We start from the raw sequence: 22,589 nt of genomic DNA, 5'->3' as shown, positions 1-22,589 counted from the left end.
CGGATCGGAAAACTAACCGGTCACCTTGCCCTGGATCGCCCTGCCCCAGTCGAGCAGCGGCTTGGCGCGTAATGTAAACTCGACAAGCTCGTCGACCAGCGCCGGCGCGTGAATTTCGGTCGGATTGATGACACGCTGGACGACGAAATGCCGGTTGCGCACGGCCTCCGCGAGATCGGCGTCCGCGATCTGCTCAAAACCGCGCGGCGCCCGCTTCATGCGGCCTTCGGTTTCGAATTCAAGGCCGTTTTTCTTCAACGTTGAAAGCAGCTTGCGGAATTCGCCGGGCCGATCGGTGATCGCCTTGCGCATCGCCAGCAAGAGCGGCGGCTCAGGGTTCCACCAGGCCACGTCGGCAAAGCAGCGCTCGAGCCCGATATGCACGTAGAAGACGCCCAGGCCTGTCTTGCTGCCGTCTGGTGACAGAATGGCCGAAACATGCCTGTTGTAGGGACGTTTGTCCTTGGCAAAGCGGACGTCGCGATTGATGCGGAACAGCGATTTCTTGCGGTCGCCGCGCAGACCAAGCCCCGCCGTTGCGAAACGCTCCGTAAGGACCTCGACCAGATCGCCGATCGGCCCATGCAGATCGCTGTCGAAAAGCGCGCGGTTCTCCGCAAACCATTCGCGGCTCTGGTGGAAATCCAGCGCCTTGAAGAACGGCATGGCTTTCGGACCAAAACCTTTGAACGTTCCGTCCGTCACGACTTGCCGACCCGCTGCAGCCAGGTGTCCTCGTCTATGACCTCGACGCCGAGTTCGCTGGCAAGCTTGAGCTTTGAGCCCGCACCCGGTCCCGCCACCAAAAGATCGGTCTTCGCCGAAACCGAACCGGCCACCTTGGCGCCGAGACGTTCGGCCATCGCCTTGGCTTCGGAACGGGTCATCTTTTCCAGCGAACCGGTAAAGACAATCGTCTTGCCGGCGACTTCGCTGTCGGCCGAGACGGTGACGATATAGGGCTTCGGCTTGACCTGTTGCAGCAACTTCTCGAGCACCTCGTCATTGCGCTCGTTGCCGAAGAAATCGCGCAGCGCATCGATCACCGTATCGCCAATGCCGTTGATCGACGGGAAGACCGAATGCGGATCCTCCGCCGCCGCCGTCTCCTTGCCGACCCGGATCAGCTCCTCGATGGTCGAGAATGTTCGCGCAAGCACGGCGGCCGTCGTCTCGCCTATATGGCGGATGCCGAGCGCGAAGATGAAGCGGTCGAGCTCCGGCTCGCGGCGCGAATCGATGGCCGCGAACAATTTGTCGAGGCCTTCGTAATTGCGGTCCTCGACGCTGCGCACATTCTTGCGGGTCTTGCCGGATGCGGCCTCGCGTTGCCTGGCCTGCTCCTCGCGCCGCTCGGCCAGCGCCTTGGTCACGGCGGGGCGGCGCTCCCTGAGCGTGAAGATGTCGGCGGCTGTCTTGATCAAACCCGCATTGAAAAACGTGTCGATGTTCTCCGCGCCCAGGCCTTCGATATCCAGGGCGCCGCGCGACACGAAGTGGCGCAGCCCCTCCACGGCCTGCGCCGGGCAGATCAGTTCGCCCGTGCAGCGGCGGCGCGAATCCTCCTTGCCGGTCTTCTCGTTGATCTCGCGCGTCGCCGGCGAGCCGCAGATCGGGCAAGAGTGCGGGAATTCGTACGGCACGGCATCGGGCGGACGCTTGTCGATGACGACGCTGACGATCTGCGGGATGACGTCCCCTGCCCGCTGGATCACCACCGTGTCGCCGATGCGCACGTCGATGCCGTCGCGGATCGGCTGGCCGGTGCTGTCCAGGCCCTTGATATAATCTTCATTGTGCAGCGTGACGTTCTCCACCACCACGCCGCCGACCGTCACCGGCGCAAGCCGCGCGACCGGCGCCAGCGTGCCGGTTCGGCCGACCTGGATGTCGATCCTCTGCACGGTCGTCATCGCCTGTTCGGCCGGGAATTTGTGCGCGACGGCCCAGCGCGGCTCACCGGTGACGAAACCCCAGCGGCGCTGCAGCTCCAGCTGGTCGACCTTGTAGACGACCCCGTCTATGTCATAACCGAGCGACGAGCGTTGCTCCTCGATCAGGTGATAATGCGCGACCAGTTCCTCGACCGATTTCGCCCGCACCATCAGCGGGCTGATCTTGAAGCCCCAATCGGCGAATTTCTGCACCGCTTCATACTGCGTTGGTGCCGGATCCGCCGTCGTGTAACCCCACGCGTAGGCAAAGAATTTGAGGTTGCGGCTGGCGGTGACGGATGGATCCTTCTGGCGCAGCGACCCGGCCGCCGTGTTGCGCGGATTGACGTAATCCTGGCCCCCCACAGCCGCCGAGCGCGCCTTGAGCGCCTCGAATTCGGCATAGGTCATATAGACCTCGCCGCGGATCTCGATGGTCTCGGGCCAGCCTGAACCCTTCAGCTTGGCGGGAATGTCGGCGATGGTCCTGAGGTTGGCGGTGATGTCCTCGCCGACAGCGCCGTCGCCGCGCGTCGCGCCTTGCACGAACACGCCCTTTTCGTAACGCAGCGAAGCCGACAGCCCGTCGATCTTCGGTTCGGCGGTGAAGGCAATGTCGAGGTCCTTGTCGCGGTCGAAGAAGCGCCGGCCGCGCTCGATGAAATCGGTGACGTCGGCGTCGGTATAGGCCTTGGCGAGGCTGAGCATCGGCACGGCATGGCGCACCTTGGTGAAGCCTTCCGCCGGGGCGGCACCCACCCTGAGCGAGGGCGAATCCTCACGCACCAGCCCGGGAAAGCGCTCCTCGATGGCAAGATTGCGCCGCCGCAGCGCGTCATACTCGGCGTCCGTGATCGTGGGCGCGTCCTCGGCATGGTAGCGCCGGTCATGACCGGCGATCTCCTCGGCAAGGCGCTGGAGTTCGGCTTCAGCCTCGCTTTCGCTGAGCGAATCGACAGGTTTTTCGGCCATGCTTTTTGTCCCTGAACGGTGGCGCGCCACAATAGAGCATGATCTTGAAAGGTGGGAACCGGTTTTCGGAAAAGATCATTCCTGAACAGCAGGATGGAGCCATATCCTGACTCGCCCCATGACGCCGGATCGTCTCATGCCGCGTTTGTATTCTCGCGCAGCAGCCGCTCGGCGGCGGCGCGCGCCTCGTCGGTGATCGTGGCGCCGGCCAGCATGCGAGCGATCTCCTCCTGCCGCGCAGTCCTGTCCATCTCGGCAATTCCGGTCGCGACACGGTCGGTGCTGCCCGATTTGGAGATCAGGAAATGTGTTGCCGCGCGCGCTGCCACTTGCGGCGCATGGGTGACGGAAAGCACCTGGACGCGCTTCGACAGCCGCGCCAGCCGCTGGCCGATGGCGTCGGCCACGGCGCCGCCCACCCCGGTGTCGATTTCGTCGAAAACCAATGTCGGCGCCGAGCCACGGTCGGCCAGCGCCACCTTTAACGCCAGGAGAAAGCGCGAAAGCTCGCCGCCGGAGGCAACCTTCATCATCGGCCCGGGCCGCGTGCCAGGATTGGTGCGCACCCAGAACTCGATCTGGTCGATGCCCTCTTCCATGCGCGCCCCGGCCTCGCTCTTCATCTCGACGATAAAGGCCGCGCGTTCGAGCTTCAGCGCCGGCAGTTCGGCCATCACCGCCTTGGTCAGACCGACCGCCGCGGCATGGCGAAGCGAGGACAGCTGTGCGGCGGCGATATCATAGGCTTCGCGCGCGGCGGCCGCCTGCTTTTCCAGCCCGTGCAGGCGTTCTTCGCCGGCATCGAGATCGGCGAGATCGGCAACCATCGTGTCGCGCAGCTGCGCCAGGTCATCGACGGCGACGCTGTGCTTGCGTGACGCCGCGCGCAGCGAAAACAGTCGTTCCTCGGCTTTCTCCAGCCGCTGCGGATCATACTCCGTGGCACGAAGCGCGGCCTCGACGCCCGACTGCGCCGCGTCGAGAGACAGCATGGCTTCGTCCAGCGACTTCACCACGTCCTCGAGCAGGCCGGGCGCCTCCGTCGCCTTGCGCTGCAGCCGTCTCAGCAGGCTGGCCAGTTGCGGCAAGGGCGAGGACGGGCCCGACAGCACATCCTGCGCGTCGTGAATTTCGGAAGCGATCTTCTCGGCGCGCATCATGTGGGCACGCAGCTCGGCAAGTTCGGTTTCCTCGCCCGGCTGCGGATCGAGCTTGGTCAGTTCGGCAACCGCGGCGCGCAGATAGTCGGCTTCGCGCGCGGCGGCTTCCACCTTGGCGCGATGGCGCGTCAGCTCCTGCTGGGCGGCGCGCCAGTGCCGCCATGCCTCGCCGGTCGAGCGGACGGCGCCGAGATGGCCGCCGAAAGCATCGAGCACATCGCGATGCGCGCCGGGATCGACCAAGGCGCGCTCGTCATGCTGGCCGTGAATCTCGACCAGGGCGCGGCCGACATCGCGCATCAGCGTCACGGAGGACGGCTGGTCGTTGACGAACACACGGGTCCGGCCATCCGCCGTCTGCACGCGCCGCAGGATGACGTCGCCATCATCCTCGATGGCGTTTTCGGCGAGCAGCGCGCGCACCGGATGGTTGCGCGGAACATCGAACACGGCAATGACCTGGCCCTGGGACGCGCCGTGGCGCACCAGCGAGGCATCGCCGCGCGCGCCGAGCGCCAGCGACAGGGCATCGAGCAGGATGGACTTGCCGGCGCCGGTTTCGCCGGTCAGCACGGAAAGGCCCGGCTGGAAGTCGATGTCCAGCTTTTCGATCAGGACGATATCGCGGATCGACAGTCTGGAAAGCATGAGAAACCGGACCTATTGCATGCCGCCCAAAAGTGGACCCGGTTTCGGGATAACGACAGGCACGAAAACAAAAGGATAAAGCGGCACCCGACAGTTGGAGTCGCAGCGCCGCACTATCTTTTTGTTTGAGCTTCGGATCAATCCGAAAAAGCGCGCTGCGCGCTTCGCTCGGAGGCTCCGCGGTCAGGCGCCGGTGATCAGCTTCCCGGCCTTGGATATCCACGACCCGGCATTTTCACGCGGCGCCAGCCCGTTGCTCTGCAGCAGCTTGTAGGAATCCTTGTACCACGAACTGTCGGGATAGTTGGTACCGAGCACCGCGGCCGCCGTCTGGGCCTCCGAGGTCAAGCCCAACGCGTAATAGCTTTCGGTGAGGCGCGCGAGCGCTTCCTCGACATGGCGGGTGTTGGAATAGTTTTCGACCACGGTGCGGAAGCGTTTGACGGCGGCGATGTACTCGCGGCGCTCCAGATAATAGCGGCCGATCTGCATTTCCTTGCCCGCGAGCTGGTCGTTGGCGAAGCGGATCTTTTCCTTGGCATCGTCGACATATTCCGACGTCGGCCAGCGCGTCACCAGGTCCTGCATCGTCTGCAGGGTCTGGCGTGCTTCCTTCTGGTCCTGCGTCACATCCTTGATCTGGCGATAGTAGCTCAGACCAATGATATACTGGGCATAGGCCGCGTCATCCGTGGACGGATAGAGAGCCAGGTACCGCTTCGCCGACTGGATCGCATCGTCGTAGCTGCCCTTTCGATAGTCGGCGAACGCGCCCATCACCATCGATTTGCGGGCCCATTCCGAATAGGGGTGCTGGCGGTCGACCGCGTCGAATTTCTTGCTTGCCTCGTCCAGGCGGCCGGCGTTCAGATTGGCCAGGCCCTGATTGTAGAGAACGTCGGCCGGTTCGGTCTGGTCGACATAGGTCGACAGGTCGATGTCTTTTTCCGACGACATGCAAGCCGCCAGAAAGAGCGATGGAACAACCACCGAAAGCGCTAGGAAAACAGACCGCTGCGGCGCTTTCGATTGACCGACTCGCTTGAAGAACATGATTGGATTGCGCCCTTTCGGCGTTATTTTAATGCTCGTTGCATGCAGTTGTCCCAAAACTGGTCCCCACCTTTGAGCGACATGCACTAATCGACGGCAGCAGCCATAAACCATAACCGCCTTGCCCGGCAACGCTATGTCCAGCCAATCGCGCATTTTTGTGGCGGCGGACCGTGGCGTGAAAATCTACGCAATTTCGCCGATGGATGATGCATTCATGCAACACCCATACCGCCATGGAATCCGAAAAAGATTAAGAAAATCAGATCATCCAGGGCGCATAGAGAGGCGCATTGACGGCGTTCATCTCGGCGGCGCGACCACGCTCACGGCGTGTCGTCTCGACGATCTCGAAGGCGGTGCGGTCCGACAGCAGGCGCCGCAGTGCGGCGGCGTTCAGCCGATGGCCGCCGCGATAGGAGCGGAAACAACCGATGAAGCGCGCGCCGGCCAGCGCCAGGTCGCCCATGGCGTCGAGCGTCTTGTGGCGCACGAACTCATTGGGATAGCGCAGGCCGCCCATATTGATGACGCGGTTGTCGTCACCGATCACCAGGGAATTTTCCAGCGAGGATCCCAGAGCATAGCCGGCGGCCCACAGCCGCTCGACGTCCTTCATGAAGCCGAAGGTGCGGGCCCGCGCGATGTCGCGGCGGAAAATATCGGCGTTGATGTCCGATGCGAAGAGCTGACGGCCGATCGCCGGGCTTTCGAAATCGATCTCGACCTCGAAACGGGTGCCGTCATAGGGCCTGAACTCCGCCCAGGAGGCGCCGTTCTCGATGCGGACCGGCTTGACCACCCTGATATAGCGCCGCTTGACGGCCAGCATCTCGATGCCGGCCTGGTCGATGGCTTCGACGAACGCCATGGCGCTGCCGTCGAGGATTGGGACCTCGTGGCCGTTGATCTCGATGATGACATTGTCGATGCCGAGCCCGAACAGGGCGGCCATGATGTGCTCGACCGTGGCGATGTGCTCGCCCGAAGGATCGCCAAGCATGGTGCAAAGGTCGGTGGCGCCGATCTCGGAAAACAGGGCGCGGAACTCACGGCCCTGCCCGTCTCCATTGAGGAGCGCGAACACGATGCCGGTATCGGCATCTGCGGGCAGGAAACTGATGGAAACTTCTTTGCCGCTGTGAACGCCGGTGCCTGTAAGCGACGCGCGCGTCTTCACTGTCGTCTGGTGGTCGTGCAAGACAATCCCCATGAGCCCGTAATGCCTAGGTCCGCTTCTCCAGCCCGAGGGCGCGGCTCTTGTAAAATCGGCAGGCGGGCGACTTCCCCCGAATCCCGGCAAACCGACTATGGTAGGCAGCGAAGATAGTGTCCCGGCAGGAAGAGTCCAAATCACGGTTTCTTACCCTTTGTAACCGCGAACTGGAACATGTACGACGTCATAACCCGCTGATTATGCGGCATTTTAAACGTTAACAGGCAAGCAATTTCTTGCCTGCCCGTTAACAATTGTTACAGTCCGTTAACCGATCAGTTGGCCTGGCGGCGCAGGAACGCCGGAATCTCCAGCTGATCGTCGTCCTGAGTCGCCCTGGTCTGCGGCGTCAGGCGGCCCTGATCGTCCAACTGGCCGCGCCGCGGCGCGTAAAGCTGGGCGTCCTGGCTGGCGAGGCGGCGCACTTCCGGTGCCGCCTGGCGCAGCTTAGGCTCGCGCGGTTGCGCCGGCTGCAGCCGTGCGGGCTCCTCCTCGCGGCGGGTCAGGCCATTGGTCAGGCGCTTCAGGAGGCCCATCGGGCCGCTGTTCTCGTGGTCGGCCGGGCGGCTCTTGGCGTCGACCTCGGCCTTGACGACCGGCGGAAAGTCCTCGACGCGCGGCATGCGCTGCGGCGCCATCGCCACCGGCTGCTGGACTTCACGCAGCATTTCGCGTGGCTGCGGAGCCGGCTGCATCATCTGCTGGACGACCGGCTGCACCATAGGCTGCGGTTGTGCGGGCGGCGCCTGGAAGATCTTGCTCTGCGGGCGGAAATCGTCCGCATGGGCGACAGGAGCCGGACGAGCCTGCGCCATGGCCGCGGCATTGGCTTCGGCCAACTGGATGGCTTCGGCGACCGGATCGGCGGCGCGCGGCTCATACACCGTCTGCTGGACCGGCGTCGGGCGGCTTTCCACAGGAGCGACGGCCGGCCGGGCAGCCTGCTTCGGCGGGGAGGTCCGGATCGAGATCGGCGCCGCGGCGATTTCAGCCGCCGACTTGTCGATGCCGGTGGCGACCACCGAGACGCGGATGACGCCTTCCAATTCCTCGTCGAACGTGGCGCCCAGGATGATGTTGGCGTCCTGGTCGACTTCCTCGCGGATGCGGGTCGCCGCTTCGTCGACTTCGAACAGGGTCAGGTCGCGGCCGCCGGTGATCGAGATCAGCAGGCCCTTGGCGCCCTTCATCGAGGTCTCGTCGAGCAGCGGGTTGGCGATCGCGGCTTCCGCCGCCGCCATCGCGCGGCCCTCGCCGGAAGCCTCGCCGGTGCCCATCATCGCCTTGCCCATCTCGCGCATCACCGAACGCACGTCGGCGAAGTCGAGGTTGATCAGGCCTTCCTTGACCATCAGGTCGGTGATGCAGGCCACGCCGGAGTAGAGCACCTGGTCGGCCATCGCGAAGGCGTCGGCGAAGGTGGTCTTGTCATTGGCCAGCCGGAACAGGTTCTGGTTGGGGATGACGATCAAGGTGTCGACGCATTTCTGCAGCTCCTCGATGCCGAAGTCGGCCGTCTTCATGCGGCGCTGGCCTTCGAAGTGGAACGGCTTGGTGACGACGCCGACGGTGAGAATGCCCTTCTCGCGCGCTGCGCGGGCAACAACCGGAGCAGCACCCGTACCGGTGCCGCCGCCCATGCCGGCGGTAACGAAGCACATATGGGTGTTGGTGAGATGGTCGAGGATCTCGTCGATGCACTCTTCCGCCGCCGCGCGGCCGACTTCCGGCTGCGATCCGGCACCGAGCCCCTCGGTGACATGCGCGCCAAGCTGGATCAGCCGAGAGGCCTTCGACATGGTCAGCGCCTGCGCGTCGGTGTTGGCCACGACGAACTCGACACCGCGCAGTCCGGCGGTGATCATGTTGTTCACGGCATTGCCGCCGCCGCCGCCCACACCGAACACGGTGATGCGCGGCTTAAGCTCGGTGATGTCCGGCTTCTGCAGATTGATGGTCATTGTCTCCGTCCTTTGCCTTTCACGCCGCTTCGCCGCCGCGGCCGCCTATGGGGCTGTCCCCGTCAATTAGAAACTGTCTCTCAACCACTGACTCATGCGATGCAGTTTTCCACCCGTTCCGGTCATTCTGAGACCGGAAATGCCTTTCGCCGGATGGCTCTCGAAGCTCGCCATCTGCGGATAGATCAGAAGCCCGACCGCGGCCGAGAAAGCCGGGCCTTTCGCCGCTTCGGGCAGGCCCGCCACGCCGAGCGGGCGACCGATGCGTACATTGCGCCCCAGGATGCGGCGCGCCGCTTCCGGCAGGCCGGCCAGCTGGCTGGCGCCGCCGGTGAGCACGACGCGCTTGCCGACCGCATTGCCGTAACCGGACTTGTTCAACCGGTCACGCAGGAGTTCGAGCGTCTCGTCGATGCGGGCGCGCACGATGCGCGTCATCACCGAACGCGGGATCTGCAGCGGCACGTCGCCATCGTCGCCGATCGGCTGGATCGAGACCAGGTCGCGGTCGTCGGCGCTGCCCGGCAGCGCCGAGCCGTGCATCACCTTCAGCCGTTCGGCGGCGTCGAGCGAGGTCGAAAGTCCCTTGGCCATGTCGAGCGTCACATGGTTACCGCCGATGGCGATGGCGTCGCCATGGACGAACTTGCCTTCCGAAAACACCGAGATCGTCGTCGTGCCGCCGCCCATGTCGATGCAGGCGGCTCCGAGTTCCAGCTCGTCGTCGACCAGTGCCGCCAGCCCGCTAGCATAGGGCGTCGCCACCATGCGCTCGACCGACAAATGCGAGCGGTTGATGGAGAGCTCCAGATTGCGCATCGGCGCCGCATCGCCCGTCAGCACATGCATGTCGACGCCAAGCGTGTCGCCCACCATGCCACGCGGATCGCGCACGCCACGCTCGGCATCGAGCGAGAAGCCGACGGGCAGCGAATGGACCACCTCGCGCTCGGCCTTCAGCGCCTGCTTGGCACCGGCGCCGAGCACGCGCTTGATGTCGGCTTCGTCGGCCTCGTGGCCGCCAAGATTGATGGTCGCCGAGAAGCTTTCGCTCTTCAGCCGGCCGGCGGTCATGTTGACGATCAGCGAATCGACCGTCAGCCCGGCCATGCGTTCGGCGGCATCGACGGAGAGGCGAATGGCATGCTCGGCCCGGTCGAGATCGACGATGACGCCGGACTTCACGCCTTGCGATTTCTGGTGGCCGATGCCGATGACCTGGATGCGATGCGAGCGGCCGCGCAGGAGCTTGCCGTCATCGTTCGGCTTCAGCTTGGCCACCATGCAGCAGACCTTGTTCGAGCCGACATCCAGCACCGTCAGGGTGCCCGACCGGCGCGACGAGGCATCGCCAGAACCGCCAAGCCAGCTCATATCTTCGTCTCCGGCTTGCGCTTGAGGGTTTTCGGCTTCTCGTTGAGCGCGGCTTCGCGCTGCGTCGCCGCCTGCGGCGTCAGCTCCACGACCAGCCGGTCTGTCAGGCGCATGTCGACGGCGGCGATGTCGCGCGACAACAGCCCCTTGTCATGGTCCATCTTGACGAGTTCGGCGAGCGCCTGGTCCTCGTCATCCTCGGGCAACTTGATGGTGATGCCGTTGTCCAGCTTCAGGTCCCAGCGCCGTTCGCCAACACGGACATAGCCTTTGATGCGGCTGGCGAGGTCGGGATAATGTTCGATCCTGGCCAGGAAATCAGGCGCCTTGGCGGGCGCGCCGGTGCCGATCAGCAGCGGCAGGAGCACCTGCTTGCCGCCCGAGAACGGCGCGATGACGGCGCCATCCTTCTCGATGACGGAGAGGTCGCTGCCCTGCTGCCAGAGCGCGAAAGCCGCGCGCTCCTCGACGCGCACTTCCAGCGTGTGCGGATAAACCTTGCGCACCGCGGCAACCTGGATCCAGGGCAGGGTGGCGATACGCTCCCGTGCGGCCTCGGCATCGAAGCCGATCAGCGACGTCCAGCCATCGAGTTCCAGCCTGTCGAGAATGTCGATCTCCGAAGTCTGACGGTTGCCGACCACCTTGACCTGGTCGACCGCGAAGCCGGTGCGGGCGGTGATGCTTTGAATGATCCCGTCGGCGTGACCGCCGAGGTAGGCGCCATAGGCGCCACTCGACACCAGCAGTACCGACGACATGATCGCGGCGGAGAAGCGCGGCGCCTGGAATTCACCATCGCCCAGGCGCGTCAGGATGCGTACCGGGCGGCGAAGCACGCGCGGCAGAACGAAATGGTCCAACGACAATGGCAGGCCGAACAGCGACGGCCCGGCCGCGCCCCTCACCTTACCCTGTCCCCATTTCAACGCAGACACGAAGCGTCCTCCACCATCCAACTCAACAATTCACCAAACGAATGCCCGGCATGGGCGGCAATTTCAGGCACCAGAGACGTCGGCGTCATGCCCGGCTGAGTGTTGACCTCGAGCCATACAACCTCGCCATTTTCGGAGTGACGATCGTCATAACGGAAGTCCGACCGGGAAACGCCCCGACAGCCGACAGCTTGGTGAGCCTTGAGCGCCAGTGTCTGTATTTTTTGGTAAATATTCGGTGAAACTTTTGCGGGGCATTCGTGTTTTGATCCGCCCGCGACATATTTTGAATCATAGTCGTAGAAGGAATGGCCCGTCGGGATGATCTCGCAGACGCCAAGCGCCACATCGCCCATGACGGCGCAGGTCAGCTCGCGCCCATGGATGTAGCGCTCGACCATGACGGTATCGCCATATTTCCATTCGGACGACCCGATCACCTGCGGCGGGTGCGACTGCCCCTCCGACACGATGACGACGCCAAAGCTCGACCCCTCGCTGACCGGCTTGACCACATAGGGCGGCTTCATCGGATGCTTGTTCTGGATGGAGAACCGATTGGAGACCTTCGATTCGGCAACGGGGACGCCGACCGATTTGACGATCTTCTTCGCCTGCTCCTTGTTCATGGCAAGCGCCGAGGCGAGCACGCCGGAATGGCTGTAGGGAATGCCGAGATATTCGAGGATGCCCTGGATGGTACCGTCCTCACCAAAAGGCCCATGCAGCGCATTGAAGGCGACGTCAGGCTTGAGCTCGGCAAGCACCGAGCCGACATCGCGCCCGACATCGACGCGGGTGACCTGGTAACCCTCCTGCTCCAGCGCATCGGCACAGGCCTTTCCGGAAGACAGAGACACGGGCCGCTCGGACGAGAAACCTCCCAGCAATACGGCCACATGCTTGCTTTTCATTCCCCGTCATCCCCTCTCACCGCGGACCAAAAACACAAGATTTCCGCAACATTGAGTCTGAGTCTCCCGGCAGGTTGCCCCCCAGACGGAAAACGCTGAAAACGCGTCGAACGACTCAAATCAGGAAACGCTTCAGGGCAGAGAATCAGAGAGTTGATTCACTGGCAAGCACTTATGATTCCGAGAGATTCACTTTCTGAGAAAATGGATGCGAAAACCGTGTCGCTGAGTCTTTGCGGCAACGATTTCACGGTATTTCGATCCGGTTGAAGTTCACGCATCACGTGAACTTCAAGAGGCGCTAGAGAAGCTGGCCGAGGAACTCCTGGACGGCATATCCGGAACGGAAATTGCCGATGCGCTTGATCTCCCACTGCAACCGGATGCCGGAATGCTCGAGCACGCGCGCGCGCACCGTCTCGCCGAGATATTCGAGGTCGTAGCCGGTCGCCGTTCCGGTGTTGATCATGAAGTTGCAGTGCATCGGCGACATCTGCGCACCGCCGATCATCAGCCCGCGGCAACCCGCCTTGTCGATCTCCTTCCAGGCCGACGTGCCTTCCGGATTCTTGAAGGTCGAGCCGCCCGTCTTCTCGCGGATCGGCTGCACGGTCTCGCGATGGTTCTGCACCGCATCCATCGCCGCCTTGATCACTGCCCTGTCCTCGGCAAAGCCTTCGAAAACGGCCGAAGTGAAGATCAGCCCGGCGGGCGCCGCCGAATGGCGGTAGGCATAGCCCATCTCGGCATTGCTCAGCGTTTGGGCGTTGCCCGCGCGGTCGAGCGCCCGCACCTCGACGACACGCTCGCGCGTCTCGACCCCGTTGGCGCCGGCATTCATCCTGAGCGCGCCGCCGATAGCGCCTGGAATGCCGTGATAGAAATGGAAGCCGCCAATGCCGGCCTCAAGCGCCACCGCCGCCATGCGCTTGTCTGGCGTGGCGGCACCTGCCTTGATCCTGATCGGGGAAACGACTTCGGCCTCGCCAAAGCCCTTGGCCGAAAGCCTGATGACGAAACCCGGAATGCCGCCGTCGCGCACCAGAAGGTTCGAGCCGACGCCGACGATGGTCAGGGGTATCTCTTCGGGAACGGCTCTGAGGAAGGCCGACAGATCCTCCTCGTCCGCAGGCTGGAACAGCGCCTCGGCAAGGCCGCCAGCCCGGAACCAGGTGATCTTGTCCATCTCGGCATTCGGCGTGATGCGGCCGCGCAGACCGGCTAGCCGGTCGCCAAGTCTGTCGATCAGGGCCTGGCCGTTCATCATGGCGCGGCAAGCTCCTTCGGCAGCGCGTACGCCCATTGGGTGATATTGCCGGCCCCGAGGAAGACGACGAAGTCGCCGGGCTTGGCGATATCGCGGATGACGGGCGCGATGTCGGCCGGCCCCTCGATGTAGCGGGCGTCCCGATGACCGCCGGCTCGGATACGCGACACCAGCGCGTCCGATGTCACGCCGTCCATCGGCTCTTCGCCGGCGGCATAGACCGGGGCGACCATCACCGTGTCGGCGTCGTTGAAGCAGGCGGAGAACTCGTTGAACAGATCATGCAACCGGGTGAAGCGGTGCGGCTGGGCAATGGCGATGACACGCCCGTTGGTGGCGCTGCGCGCCGCCTTCAGCACCGCCGAGATTTCGACCGGGTGGTGGCCGTAATCGTCGAACACGTCGACACCGTTCCAGGAACCGGTGTGGGTGAAGCGGCGCTTGACGCCGGCGAAAGACGACAGGCCTTTCTTGATCGCCTCGGCCGACAGGCCGAGTTCATGCGCGACCGCGATCGCGGCGGTCGCGTTGGAAACATTGTGGCGGCCGGGCATCGGCAGGCGCAGGCCCGAAATTGCCGTCTGGCCGCGCCCCTTGCGGTCGCGGATGATCACGTCGAACTCCGAGGTCGCCCCCGCCATGCGATGGTTGGTGAAGCGCACATCGGCCTGTGCGTTCTCGCCATAGGTGATGACGCGCCGGTCCTCAATGCGCCCGACCAGCGCCTGCACTTCCGGGTGATCGGTGCACATCACTCCGAAGCCATAGAAAGGCACGTTCTCGACGAACTGGCGGAACGCTTCGCGCACATTGTCGAAATTGCCATAATGATCGAGATGCTCGGGATCGATGTTGGTGACGACGGCGATGTCGGCCGGCAGCTTGAGGAAGGTGCCGTCGCTCTCGTCGGCTTCGACCACCATCCACTCGCCATCGCCCATGCGGGCGTTGGTGCCGTACGCATTGATGATGCCGCCATTGATGACGGTCGGGTCGAGCCCGCCGGCCTCGAGCAGCGTCGCCACCATCGAGGTCGTCGTGGTCTTGCCATGCGTGCCGCCGATCGCCACCGCCTGGCGAAAACGCATCAGCTCGGCCAGCATCTCCGCGCGGCGCACGATCGGCAACAGCTTTTCACGCGCCGCCTTCAGCTCCGGATTCGACTTCTTGATCGCCGTCGAGACGACGATGACCTCGGCGTCACCGAGATTCTCCGCCTTGTGGCCGACGAAGCATTCGATGCCCTTGTCGCGCAGCCGCTGCACATTGGCGCTGTCGGCCTGGTCGGACCCCTGCACCTTGTAGCCGAGATTGTGCAGCACCTCGGCGATGCCGCTCATGCCGATGCCGCCAATGCCGATGAAATGCACGAGGCCGATGGTCTGCGGCATCTTCATGGGTGCGTCCCCTTCCTGAAATCCGATACTGTTTTGCGGGACGCAATAGCCTCTGTGAGGTCGGCGAGCAACCGCGCCGCGTCGGGCCTGCCGACCGACTTTGCCGCGGCAGCCATCGTCGCCAGCCGCTCCGGTTGGTCTATCAGGGCGCCGAGCAGTGCCGCGATGCGCTCGGGCGAAAGCGAGGATTGCACATGCACCTCGCCACCGCCGGCGGCCGCAAGGGCGGCTGCATTGGCCGCCTGGTCGTGGTCGAGCGCGAAGGGATAGGGCACCAGCAGCGCCGGCCGGCCGATGACGGCGATTTCCGACACGGTCGAGGCGCCGGAACGAGAGATTACAAGATGCGCCGCCGCTATGCGCGCCGCCATGTCGGTGAAGAACGGCGAGACCTCGACGGTGACGCCGAGCGCGGCATAGGCCGCCTTCACCCGCGCCACGTCGTCCGCGCGAGCTTGTTGGGTCACGACAAGGCGCTTGCGCTGTGCGTCGGAAAGCAACGCGATTGCCCCCGGCATGGCATCGGAAAAGAACTGTGCGCCCTGGCTGCCGCCGAACACCAGCAGGCGGAAAGGCTCATCCCCGGTTGAAGCCGCGTAAGGCGTCCTGGCCGCTTCGAGCACAGCCGGCCGGACCGGATTGCCGGTCGTCACAGTCTTGGCGCCGGCCGCGCTTTCATCCTGCGGCAGGAAGCCGCCGGCGATCGCGTCGACACGGCCGGCCAGCGCCCGGTTGGCGCGCCCCATCACCGCGTTCTGCTCGTGGATCAGCGTCGGCACCTTGCGCCGCGTCGCCGCGTAGAGCGGCGGCAAGGTCGGATAGCCGCCAAATCCAACCACGGCCTCCGGCTTGACCCTGCCGATGATGGCGGAGGCCTGACGCACGCCGCTCCAGATTTTCCAGAAGGCGCCGAGCAGGGCGAAGGGATTTTTCGAGCCTAACGTCGCCGACTGGATCGGATGGACGGCCGCCGCAGGAAAATGGGCGGCAAACCGTTCGGCCCGGGTGTCGGTCGCCAGATGCACCGCCCAGCCGCGATCGAGGAGTTCATGCGCCAGCGCTTCGGCTGGAAACAGATGTCCGCCGGTTCCGCCCGCCGCGAGAAGGATAACGCCTCTGGCCATGTCACTCCGCCGGCATGGCGCGCTGCGGCAGGGTAAAGCCCATCTGCTTGCGCTTTTCCGGCCGCTTGCGCGTCAGCGCCAGCACCATCCCCATCGAGATGGCGATGGCGATCTGCGAGGAGCCGCCGTAGGAGATGAAGGGCAGCGTCATGCCCTTTGCCGGCACCAGTTGCAGGTTGACGCACATGTTGATGACGGCCTGCAGGCCGAACACGGTGACCAGACCGCCGACCGCATAACGGGTGAAGTCGTCATGCTCCTTGAGCGCCGTGTTGAGACCGCGCAGCACGATGAAGGCGAATATCGACATGATGAAGAAGCACATGATCAGCCCGAACTCCTCGCCCGCGACCGAGAAGACGAAGTCGGCATGGCTGTCGGGGATGACCCGCTTGACCGTGCCCTCGCCCGGCCCGACGCCGAACCAGCCGCCATTGATCAGCGCATCGCGGCCCATGTCGACCTGGAACGTGTCGCCTTCGCCGGTGAGGAACTTGTCGATGCGCAGCGCCACGTGCGGAAACACCGTATAGGCGGCGAAGACGCCGCCGACGCCGGCAGCGCCCAGCACGATGATCCAAAGCCATGGCAGCCCCGCCATGAAGAACATGATGCCCCAGGTGCCGGTGGTCAGCATGGTCTGACCGAGGTCCGGCTGCGCCACCAGCAGCGACACGACCAGCACCAGGAGCAGCATGGCGAACAGATTACCCGGAATGTCGGGCTGGCGCTTGTGCTCGGCGAACAGCCACGCGCACATGATGACGAAGGCCGGCTTGAGGAATTCCGAAGGTTGGATCGACAGGCCGGCAAGCGACACCCAGCGGCGCGCGCCCTTCACCTCGACGCCGACATAGAGCACCGCCACCATCAGCACCAGCATCAGGCACAGCATGATCAGCGACATGCGCCGGATCTGCCTGGAATCCAGGAACGAGACCGCCAGCATCACGCCGAGCGCAGGCACGGTGAAGATGATCTGCCGGGTGGCGAAATGGAAACTGTCGAGGCCGATGCGTTCGGCCACCGCGGGACTTGCCGCGAAGGACAACACGATGCCGAGCCCCATCAGCGACAGAAACGCCGCCAGGAACCAGCGATCGATGGTCCACCACCAGGTTGCGACCGGACTTTTGTCGAGACGGCTCTGCATTATCGTGCCCCTCCGATGGGTTTGACGCCATCCATAGCGCTCGCAGCTTGCCTGAAGGCTTCGCCACGGACCTCGAAATTCTTGAACTGATCGAAACTGGCGCAGGCCGGCGACAACAGCACCACCGCCTCGCCTCTGTCGTCCTTGGCCGCGTCATGCGCGGCATGCTCCACCGCCGCCGCCAGCGTGCCCGAGATCTCATAGGGCACGGCCTCGCCGAGCGTCGCCGAAAAGGCGGGCGCCGCCTCGCCGATCAGATAGGCCTTGGCGATGCGCGGGAAGAAACCGCGCAGCGGCTCGATGCCGCCTTCCTTGGGCAGGCCGCCGGCGATCCAGTAGATGCGATTGAAGCTGGACAGCGCGGGTGCGGCGGCATCGGCATTGGTCGCCTTGGAATCGTTGACGAACAGCACATGGTCCTTGCGGCCAACCTGCTCCATGCGGTGCGCCAGACCCGGGAAGCTTTCCAGCCCAGACTGGATCTCGCCAAGGTTGAGCCCGACCTCGAGGCAAGCGGCGACGGCGGTCAACGCATTTTGCGCATTGTGCTGGCCACGCAGCGAGCCAATGCCTTCGAGGAAGGCTACCCGGCTGTAGCGGCCGTGCACGGCTTCCATCAGATTGGTGCCGTCGGCGAAATAGCCGTCGGTCAGCGGCAGGCGCTTGGAAATGCGGACGACCTGCCGCCCTGCCCGCTCCAGCCGATCGGCGATCTGCGCGCACCAGGAATCGTCGATGCCGATGATCGCCGTCTCGCTGCCCGCCACCAGCCGCTCCTTGATCGAAGCGTAGTGCTGCATGGTGCCGTGGCGGTCGAGATGGTCGGGCGTCAGATTGAGCAGGATGCCGGCCGTCGGATTGATCGAGGGCGCGAGGTCGATCTGGTAGGACGAGCATTCGACTACATAGTGCCGGCCGGGCTTCGGCGGATCGAGCGTCATCACCGCACGGCCGATATTGCCACCCATCTGCGTGTCGCGCCCGGAGGCTTGCAGGATATGCGCCGTCAGCGCCGTCGTCGTCGACTTGCCGTTGGTGCCGGTGATGGCGATGAAGGGAGCATCCGGCGCACGCTGCGTCCGTTCCCTGCAGAACAGCTCGATATCGCCGATGACCTCGACGCCGGCCCCGCGCGCCAACTCCACGGTCCAGTGCGGCTTGGGATGGGTCAGCGGCACGCCGGGTGACAGCACGAAGGCGGAAAAACCGGCCCAGTCGGCGCCACGCAGATCGCCGGTGGCGATGCCGGTGGCGGCCGCCTTGGCGACGCTGCCGGGATTGTCGTCCCAGGCCAGCACCTCGGCGCCGCCCTCGATCAGCGCGCGCGCCGTGGCGATCCCCGAGCCGCCGAGCCCGAAGAGCGATACACGCTTGCCTGCGAAGGATGCGGCGGGGATCAAGTGGCGGCCTATCTGAGCTTGAGGGTGGAAAGACCGACCAGCGCCAGGATGACGGCGATGATCCAGAAGCGGATCACCACCTGGCTTTCGGTCCAGCCGAGCTTTTCGAAATGATGGTGGATCGGCGCCATCAGGAACACGCGCTTGCCGGTCATCTTGAAGTAGCCGACCTGGATGATGACCGAGAGAATCTCGACCACGAACAGGCCGCCGACGATGACGAGCACGATCTCGTGCTTGGTGGCGACCGCGACCGTGCCGATCAGGCCGCCCATGGCCAGCGATCCGGTGTCGCCCATGAATATCGCCGCGGGCGGCGCGTTGAACCATAAGAAGCCTAGGCCGGCGCCGATGACCGCGCCAAGCACGACCGCCAGTTCACCTGTGCCGGGCACGAAATGGATCTGCAGATATTCGGCGAAAACCGCGTTGCCCGAGAGATAGGCGATGACGCCGAAGGACGCCGCCGCGATCATGATCGGCACGATCGCCAGGCCGTCGAGGCCATCGGTCAGGTTCACCGCATTGCCGGCGCCGACGATGACGAAGCAGGAGAACGGAACGAAGAACCAGCCGAGGTTGATGATGAATTCCTTGGCGAAGGGGAATGTCAGCGACGACGAAAACGGCGCCTGGCCATTGTGCATGATCGCCCAGGCGGCGATGCCGGCGATAACGAATTCCAACGCAAGCCGCGCCTTGCCGGAGAAGCCGAGATGCGACTGCTTCGTCACCTTCAGATAGTCGTCGTAAAAGCCGATCGAGCCGAAGCCGAGTGTCACCAAAAGCACCACCCAGACATAGATGCTGGACAGGTTCGCCCATAAAAGCGACGAGCCGATGATGCCGGACAGGATCATCAGGCCGCCCATGGTCGGCGTGCCTGCCTTCTTGAAATGGGTCTGCGGCCCGTCGGCGCGGATCGGTTGGCCCTTGCCTTGCCTGAGCCGCAGCGAATTGATGATGGTCGGCCCGAAGATGAAGACGATCAGCGCCGAGGTGATCAGCGCCCCGCCGGTGCGGAACGTGATGTAGCGGAAGACATTGAAGACAGAGACCTTGTCCGCGAAATCGACCAGCAGTGTGAACATGCGCTTTCGTCCCCCGACTAGGTCTGGTTGCTTGTTGTCGTTTCAGCCGGGAATTTGCCCAGCAGCGCATCGACCAGTTTTGCAAAACCGATGCCCTTCGACGATTTAATCATCACCACGTCGCCCGGCTTCAGCGCGGCGAGCAGCACCGGCTTCAACTCCTCGACGCCGGCGCGGTATTCCGTCCTGACATCGTCCGGCAGCGCTTCCGCCAGCGACCGCATTTCCGGGCCGCCGAGAAAGACCGTCCGCGTGCCCGTGCCGATGATGAGATCGGCAAGCGCGGCATGCAGCTTGCCCGAGTGATCGCCGAGTTCGAGCATGTCGCCAAGCACGGCGATGCGCCTGCCCTCGCCCGTCACCGGCGTCGCGTTGAGCAGCGCCATCGCGGCCGCCATCGAGGCCGGATTGGCGTTGTAGCTCTCGTCGATCAGCGTGATCGAGCCGCCGGCCTGGCTCGAAGTCGGGCCCCCGGCCCGGCCCGAAATCGGGCCACCGGGATGCCGCAGCACGTGGCGCTTGCCGCGCCCGCGCTCCGCCGAGAGATCGGCCAGCGCCAATGCAACCTTGTCGAGATCGGCGCCGACCAGATGCGCGGCGCCAAGCACCGCCAGCACGTTCTGCACCATGTGCCGGCCGGGCGCGCCGATACGGGCGATCATATCGTGGCCGCTGATCCGGGCGGCGATGTCGGAATGGTCGGCATGCAACTCGCATTTGACCAGCTTGAAGGTCGAGCGTGCATTCTCGCCGAAGCCATGGATATGTTCGACGCCGGCAGCCTTTGCCATTTTGTACAGCAGCTTGAAACGCGCATCGTCGCGGTTGAGGACTGCAGCACCATCGGGCTCCATGCCCTCGAAAATCTCGGCCTTGGCCTTGGCGATCTCGTCCAGGTTGCGGAAGAAGCCAAGATGCGCGGCCGCGATCATGGTGACGATGGCGACATGCGGCCGCACCATCTTCACCAGCGGCCGGATCTCGTCGGGATGGTTCATGCCGATCTCGAACACGGCATAGTCGCAATCGGCGGGCATGCGCGCCAAGGTCAGCGGCACGCCCCAATGGTTGTTGAAGGACTGCGCCGAGGCATGCACCTTGCCGACAGCCGAAAGCACGTGGCGCAGCGCCTCCTTGGTCGTGGTCTTGCCCGCTGAGCCGGTCACCGCGATGATCTTGGCTTGCGAGCGGGCGCGCGCCGCGACACCGAGCTTTTCCAGCGCAACCAGGACGTCGTCGACGACGATTATCGGCGCGGTCAACCGGCCAAGTGAGGGCAGCTTGCCTTCGGCCACCACCAGCACGCCGGCGCCGGCCTTGATGGCCGCGGTGACGAAGTCATGGCCGTCCATCGCCTCGCCCTTGATGGCAAAGAAAGCATCGCCCGGCTGCAGGCTGCGGCTGTCGATCGAAATGCCCGATATGCCTTCGGGCATGGGGCCGAGCGGCCGCCCGTCCGTGGCGGCAACCAGCGCTTCCGACGTCCACAGCAAGCTCATGCGGCATGCTCCCGGAGCGCGGCGCGCACTTCCTCGTGGTCGGAGAAATGCAGCGTTTCCGAGCCGATCGTCTGGCCTTCCTCATGACCCTTGCCGGCCACGATCAGCGTATCGCCGGCATGCAGCATGCCGACAGCCTCGTGGATAGCCTTGCGCCGGTCGCCGATCTCCATGGCGCCGGGCGCGGCCCCAAGAATGGCGGCGCGGATGGTTTCGGGCACTTCCGAGCGCGGATTGTCGTCGGTGACGATGACGACATCTGCAAGCCGTGTCGCGATCTCGCCCATGATCGGTCGTTTGCCACGGTCGCGGTCGCCACCACAGCCGAAGACGACCATGACACGGCCGGTGGTGAACGGACGCACCGAGGCCAGCACGTTCTCCAGCGCATCGGGCTTGTGCGCGTAATCGACATAGACCGGCGCGCCGCTCGCCGTGGTGCCGACGAGATCGAGCCGGCCCGGCGCCCCTTTCAATTTCTCCAATGCCGCCAAGGCTTTGGCGACAGGCGTTCCAGTGGAAATGGCCAGCCCCGCCGAAACCAGCGCATTCGCGATCTGGAAATCGCCGGCGAGCGGCAGGTCGATCTCGTGGATCACACCGTCGGCCTCGACCTCGGCACGCTGGCGATGACGCTCATGCTCGACCCGCTTCAGCCTGAGGAAATCGCCATGGCGGCCAACCGTCAGCACGTCGAGCCCGGCGGCCCGCGCCGCCTTTATCGTCGGTTCCGACCACGGATCGTCGGCGAAGACGATGGCGGGTGCGCCCTTCGGCAGCAGCGTGTCGAACAGGCGCAATTTGGCGCGATGATAATCCTCGATCGTCGGATGGTAATCCATGTGGTCGCGGCCGAGATTGGTGAAGCCCCCGGCCGAGAGCTTCACCCCATCGAGGCGGCGCTGGTCGAGCCCGTGGCTGGAGGCCTCCATCGAGGCGTGGGTAACGCCGGCATCGGCCAATTCCCTGAGCAACCGGTGCAGGGCGACCGGATCGGGTGTCGTCAGCGAACCATATTCGTTGCGGCCGGGCGCGACCACGCCAGTGGTGCCGATCGAGGCGGCGGCGTATCCCGCCTGCTCCCAAATCTGCCTGGTGAAGGCGGCAACCGACGTCTTGCCGCTGGTGCCGGTAACCGCGACCATGGTTTGCGGCTGTTTGCCGAAGTAGCGGGCGGCACTCAAGGCCAGTGCCAGGCGCGGATCATCGACCCCCAGTACCGGAACCGGCAAATCGGCAAGGGCGCTCCCGTTGCCCAAGACGATCGCGGCAGCGCCACGCCGGGCCGCGTCGGCGGCATAGCTCGCGCCATCGGCCTTGGTTCCGGCAAGCGCGAAAAAGACGACGCCCGGTTTTACCTGGCGGGAATCGGACGAGATGCCGGTAACCTCCAGATCGGCCGAAGCTGTTCCTTCGACAGGCAGGATACCGGCTAGATCTTTGAGCTTCATCAAGTCCCGTTCACCGCAACAAAATAGCGCGCAGTTG

At 64.4% G+C, this 22,589-nt stretch carries 17 protein-coding genes; all 17 read right to left on the bottom strand.

Translation table 11 applies throughout. The features are described 5' to 3' along the window. Window positions 1-12: 12 nt before the first annotated feature. A complete protein-coding gene (locus FJ950_RS05360; RefSeq protein ID WP_224683959.1) occupies window positions 13-705 on the bottom strand; it encodes a TIGR02453 family protein in 693 nt (230 codons plus the stop codon). Further along, a complete protein-coding gene (gene ligA, locus FJ950_RS05355) occupies window positions 702-2,906 on the bottom strand; it encodes an NAD-dependent DNA ligase LigA (RefSeq protein ID WP_140615643.1) in 2,205 nt (734 codons plus the stop codon). Before ligA ends, FJ950_RS05360 begins: the two co-directional genes overlap by 4 nt. A 134-nt stretch (window positions 2,907-3,040) precedes the next feature. After that, entirely contained in the window at window positions 3,041-4,714 is a 1,674-nt protein-coding gene (gene recN, locus FJ950_RS05350) for a DNA repair protein RecN (protein ID WP_140615641.1), read from the bottom strand. Window positions 4,715-4,897: 183 nt separating this feature from the next. Further along, a complete protein-coding gene (locus tag FJ950_RS05345; protein WP_015317218.1) occupies window positions 4,898-5,767 on the bottom strand; it encodes an outer membrane protein assembly factor BamD in 870 nt (289 codons plus the stop codon). Between the two features lie 262 nt (window positions 5,768-6,029). After that, window positions 6,030-6,980: a UDP-3-O-acyl-N-acetylglucosamine deacetylase gene (gene lpxC / locus FJ950_RS05340; RefSeq protein WP_140615639.1), complete on the bottom strand. Its 951-nt coding sequence runs from the start codon at window positions 6,978-6,980 to the stop codon at window positions 6,030-6,032. Between the two features lie 278 nt (window positions 6,981-7,258). Next, entirely contained in the window at window positions 7,259-8,944 is a 1,686-nt protein-coding gene (gene ftsZ / locus FJ950_RS05335; RefSeq protein ID WP_140615637.1) for a cell division protein FtsZ, read from the bottom strand. A gap of 66 nt (window positions 8,945-9,010) precedes the next feature. Further along, a complete protein-coding gene (ftsA, locus tag FJ950_RS05330; protein WP_015317215.1) occupies window positions 9,011-10,318 on the bottom strand; it encodes a cell division protein FtsA in 1,308 nt (435 codons plus the stop codon). Then, window positions 10,315-11,256 (bottom strand): cell division protein FtsQ/DivIB, encoded by a 942-nt coding sequence (locus FJ950_RS05325; RefSeq protein ID WP_140615635.1) that lies wholly within the window; start codon window positions 11,254-11,256, stop codon window positions 10,315-10,317. Before FJ950_RS05325 ends, ftsA begins: the two co-directional genes overlap by 4 nt. After that, window positions 11,244-12,170: a D-alanine--D-alanine ligase gene (locus FJ950_RS05320; RefSeq protein ID WP_015317213.1), complete on the bottom strand. Its 927-nt coding sequence runs from the start codon at window positions 12,168-12,170 to the stop codon at window positions 11,244-11,246. Before FJ950_RS05320 ends, FJ950_RS05325 begins: the two co-directional genes overlap by 13 nt. A gap of 301 nt (window positions 12,171-12,471) precedes the next feature. Further along, the gene (murB, locus tag FJ950_RS05315; RefSeq protein WP_140615633.1) at window positions 12,472-13,437 is read right to left on the bottom strand and encodes a UDP-N-acetylmuramate dehydrogenase; all 966 of its coding nucleotides are present in this window, start codon (window positions 13,435-13,437) and stop codon (window positions 12,472-12,474) included. Then, window positions 13,434-14,834 carry a UDP-N-acetylmuramate--L-alanine ligase gene (gene murC / locus FJ950_RS05310; RefSeq protein WP_015317211.1) on the bottom strand — a complete coding sequence of 467 codons (1,401 nt, stop codon included), beginning with the start codon at window positions 14,832-14,834 and terminating at the stop codon, window positions 13,434-13,436. The genes murB and murC overlap by 4 nt, the downstream gene beginning before the upstream one ends. After that, window positions 14,831-15,958, bottom strand: coding sequence for an undecaprenyldiphospho-muramoylpentapeptide beta-N-acetylglucosaminyltransferase (murG, locus tag FJ950_RS05305; RefSeq protein WP_140615631.1), 1,128 nt, complete (start codon window positions 15,956-15,958; stop codon window positions 14,831-14,833). Before murG ends, murC begins: the two co-directional genes overlap by 4 nt. Window position 15,959: 1 nt before the next feature. After that, window positions 15,960-17,111 carry a putative lipid II flippase FtsW gene (gene ftsW / locus FJ950_RS05300; RefSeq protein WP_015317209.1) on the bottom strand — a complete coding sequence of 384 codons (1,152 nt, stop codon included), beginning with the start codon at window positions 17,109-17,111 and terminating at the stop codon, window positions 15,960-15,962. Next, window positions 17,111-18,511 (bottom strand): UDP-N-acetylmuramoyl-L-alanine--D-glutamate ligase, encoded by a 1,401-nt coding sequence (murD, locus tag FJ950_RS05295; RefSeq protein WP_140615629.1) that lies wholly within the window; start codon window positions 18,509-18,511, stop codon window positions 17,111-17,113. Before murD ends, ftsW begins: the two co-directional genes overlap by 1 nt. A gap of 8 nt (window positions 18,512-18,519) precedes the next feature. Further along, window positions 18,520-19,602, bottom strand: coding sequence for a phospho-N-acetylmuramoyl-pentapeptide-transferase (gene mraY, locus FJ950_RS05290; RefSeq protein ID WP_140615627.1), 1,083 nt, complete (start codon window positions 19,600-19,602; stop codon window positions 18,520-18,522). Between the two features lie 17 nt (window positions 19,603-19,619). Next, window positions 19,620-21,101 (bottom strand): UDP-N-acetylmuramoylalanyl-D-glutamyl-2,6-diaminopimelate--D-alanyl-D-alanine ligase, encoded by a 1,482-nt coding sequence (locus FJ950_RS05285; protein ID WP_140615625.1) that lies wholly within the window; start codon window positions 21,099-21,101, stop codon window positions 19,620-19,622. Further along, a complete protein-coding gene (locus FJ950_RS05280) occupies window positions 21,098-22,552 on the bottom strand; it encodes a UDP-N-acetylmuramoyl-L-alanyl-D-glutamate--2,6-diaminopimelate ligase (protein ID WP_140615623.1) in 1,455 nt (484 codons plus the stop codon). The genes FJ950_RS05285 and FJ950_RS05280 overlap by 4 nt, the downstream gene beginning before the upstream one ends. Between the last annotated feature and the right edge of the window lie 37 nt (window positions 22,553-22,589).

The organism is Mesorhizobium sp. B2-3-14 (genome assembly GCF_006442175.1).
Lineage (GTDB): Bacteria > Pseudomonadota > Alphaproteobacteria > Rhizobiales > Rhizobiaceae > Mesorhizobium > Mesorhizobium australicum.
This window is presented reverse-complemented; position numbering and strand designations above follow the sequence as displayed.